The sequence below is a fragment of the Methylobacterium tarhaniae genome (assembly GCF_001043955.1).
In the GTDB taxonomy this organism is placed as follows: Bacteria; Pseudomonadota; Alphaproteobacteria; order Rhizobiales; family Beijerinckiaceae; genus Methylobacterium; species Methylobacterium tarhaniae.
In genome coordinates, this window is record NZ_LABZ01000231.1 from 1 (window position 1) to 3,280 (window position 3,280).

The window sequence follows — 3,280 nt, forward strand, 5'->3', positions numbered from 1 at the left end:
CCCGCCACAAGGCCCTTTCCCCCGGCCCCCTCCAGTTCGTCGGGTGCGGCCCCGCCGACCCCGCCCGGGCCCTGCCCTCCGCGCCCGCCGGGGGGGCGCGCCGCCCCGCCGCGGTCGAGGCCCCGGCCGCCGCGCCGGTCTACGACGAGCCTGCTCTTCAGCCTGCCCATGGCTCCGACCAAGTCTTTGCCCAAGGGGCCGCCACTGCCCAAGGGGCCGCCACTGCCCAAGGGACCGCCACTGTCCAAGGGGCCGCCGCCATCCGCGGGGCTTCCCACGGGGCTGCCCCGCTGCAGCCGGTCGACCTGCCCTTCGCGCCGCCCGTGCGGCCGGTCATTCCGGTGCGGACACAGGCGCAACCCCACAAGCACCCGCAAGCGCCCCACCCGGCGCCCGCCCAAGCGCATCCCCCGGCTCCAACCGAAGCGGAGGCCGAAGGCGACTGGGTCCGCCTGATGCTCGATTTCGAGAACGACCGCGCGCTCGCCGCCCGCGGCCGGCGCACCGATGCGGCGTGAGGCCGGGATGATGCTGCGCCGACCGGCTGCCCTCCACCGCCTCCTCCCTTCCCCTTTCCGCCTATCGGGAGGGGACGGGGCGAAGGAGGCGCGCGCGGCCTCGGCCGTGGCGGCCCTCCTGATCGCCGGCCTCCTCGCCACGCCCGCCCTCGCCCAGAGCTTCCTCGGCACCGGCCCGGCCGAGCGCCTGACCCTGCCGCCCAGCGGCGAGCCCCTGCGCGCGGCCCCGGCGCGGCCGCAAGCGCCGCAGGGACAGGGACAGGGGCCGGAGGCCGAGTCCGCGCGGCGCGGCATGCCGGTCCTGGCGGCGGTCGCGGCGGCGCGGCGGTTCCCGGCCGGCACCCGGGGCTACCGCCTCGCCGGCGAGGAGGATTCCCTGCAATTCCCCGTCTACCTGACCGAGGCGCAGGCCCGGGGGCAGACGAAGCTGCGCGTCTCGTACCTGTCGGCGATCTCGGTGGCGCCGGAGGCCTCCGAGCTGTCGGCCAGCGTCAACGGCGCCAAGGTCGGCTGGACCCGGATCCAGGCCCCCGGCGCCGTGAAGGTGGTGGAGTTCCCCCTGCCCGAGGGCCTGCTCAAGGCCGGCTACAACGCCGTCGGCCTCACGGCGAGCCAGCGTCACCGGGTCGATTGCTCGACCGAGGCCACCTACGAGCTGTGGACCCAGATCGACCCGTCCCGCTCCGGCCTCGTCGTGGGGCAGGCCTCCGACCTCGACCTCAAGACCCTGGCGGCCCTGGAGCCCGACGAGAGCGGAGCCCTTCCGATCGGCGTGATGCTGGCCGAGCGGCCGAGCCCGGAGCGGCTCGAGCGGATGATCGGCGCCGTGCAGGCGGTCGCGCTGATCGGGCGCCTGGCCCGGCCGGCGGTGAGCTTCGGCTCGGCCCTCACCGGCCGCGCCGGCCTCAACCTGCTCGTCGGCACCGCCGCCGAGATCCGCGGCACGGAGGGCGTGGAGGAGCTCGGGGCCATCACCGGCCCGCGGGTCGCCCTGCTGGCGCCGCGGGGCAGCCGCGCCCCGGTCCTCGTCGTCACCGGTGCGACCGCGGCCGACGTGCGCCAGGCCATCCTGACGCTGGCCGCCTCGGGCGACGGGTCCGGCACGCCGGCCGGTTCCCGGCTCGCCGAGCTGACCCGGGGCTATCCCGTGCAGGGCGGCGAGAGCCTGACGCTCGATCAGCTCGGGGTCACGAGCCGCGAATTCAACGGCCGGCTCCTGCGGGTCGGCTTCGCGGTGCGCTTCCCGGCCGACTTCGTCCCGGCCGATTACGGCAAGGTGATGCTGCACCTCGCCGGCGGCTACGCGGCCGGCCTGGAGCCGAGCGCCCGGATCGTCGTCGACATCAACGGCCGCAACGCCGCCAGCGTGCCGCTGCCCTACAGCCGCGGCGAGGTCTTCACCGACAGCGCGATCCCGCTCCCCTTGAGCCTGTGGCGGCCGGGGCTGAACCGGGTCGAGATCAGCGCCCAGCTCCCCACCACCGCCGACCGAACCTGCGACACCCTGGCGCCCGGCGCCAAGCGCGCCCGCTTCCTGTTCCTCGACCGCACCCGCCTCGACGTCCCGGCGCTCGCCCGCGCCGTGCGCAGCCCCGACCTCGCCGCCGTCAAGGCCGGTGCGGTGCCGTTCGTGGCCCCCGGCCCGCGCCCGCGCCTGATCCTGCCGACCCCGGACCGCGACTCGACCTCCGCCGCCGCGACCCTGGCGGCCCGCCTCGCCATCGCGGCCGGCCGCGTCATCGACTTCGAGATCGGCGGCGACGAGCGCGCGCCGGGCGGCGGCGCCCGCCTCGTCGTCGCCCCGGTCCGCGCCCTCACGCCCGCCGCCCTCGAGGCGGTCGGCCTCGACCCGGCCCAGGTGCGGAGCATCTGGGAGGGCCGGGCCGAGACCGTGGCCACCCCCGGCCCGTTCGGGACCGAGGGCGTCGTCACCCTGGACCGCCTGCGCCGCAACCTGCCGATGCGCTGCGCCCTGCCGGCCCTCACCACGCCGCTGCGCACGGCCGCCGCGGCCCAGGCGGGTCCGGCCCAGGCCAACGCGGCCAGGGTGCAGGTCGCCGCGCAAGTCTCCTCTCAAGTCTCGCCGCAAGTCTCGTCGCAAGTCTCGTCGCCGGCCTCCCCGACGTCGCCCGGCGAGGCGCCGGCCGACAGCGAGGCGGATCTGGTCGCGCGCTGGGACGAGTCGGCGCGCGGCCTCGCCGTCGTCCCGGCGGTGCTCGCCAATGCCTGGGAGGGCCTGGTCCAGCGGGCGGCGGAGATGCGCGACCTCTCCTTGCGGCTCCTCGGCGGGCCGGCGCCCGACGCCGTGCCGCTCAACCCCCGCGCCTCGCTGATCGTCGCGCAGGGGGCCGGCCTGGGGGCTGATCAAGAGGGGAGCGGACGGCTCGAGGACGGCACCGTGCTGGTGACCGCTCCCAACCCCTCGATGCTCCGGGCCTCGGTCTCCTGCCTCGTCGACCCGGTGGTCTGGACCAGCCTCGTCGGCCAGGCCGCCTTCCTGGACGCTTCGGACGGCAGCCTCAGCACGGTGCAGCCGAAGCGCGTCGGGCTGATCGAGACGCAAGGCCGGAGCCTCGCGAACCTGCGGCTGGTCTCGGCCGCCTGGCTCTCCCTCAATCCCGGCGCCTACGTGGCGATGACGCTGGTCATGGCGCTCTGCCTCGGGCTCGCCACGACGAGCCTGGTGCGCCAGCTCGGCCGGAGGAACCGATGAGCCGCCGGATGGTCTCCACCCTCGCCTGCGCCGCCGCCCTGCTCCTCGC

Annotated in this window: 1 protein-coding gene and 1 pseudogene; both read left to right on the forward strand. The window is 76.6% G+C overall.

Annotated elements, in window-relative coordinates; translation table 11 throughout:
- A pseudogene (locus tag VQ03_RS33995) lies at positions 1–518 on the forward strand (hypothetical protein); the annotation flags it as partial.
- Between the two features lie 10 nt (positions 519–528).
- Positions 529–3,231 (forward strand): cellulose biosynthesis cyclic di-GMP-binding regulatory protein BcsB, encoded by a 2,703-nt coding sequence (locus VQ03_RS26595; RefSeq protein WP_048453934.1) that lies wholly within the window; start codon positions 529–531, stop codon positions 3,229–3,231.
- The last annotated feature ends 49 nt before the right edge of the window (positions 3,232–3,280 follow it).

What these genes read in the sequence shown, in the direction of transcription:
- VQ03_RS26595 (WP_048453934.1), top strand. Translation starts at nt 529, where the DNA reads ATGCTGCGCCGACCGGCTGCCCTCCACCGCCTCCTCCCTTCCCCTTTC.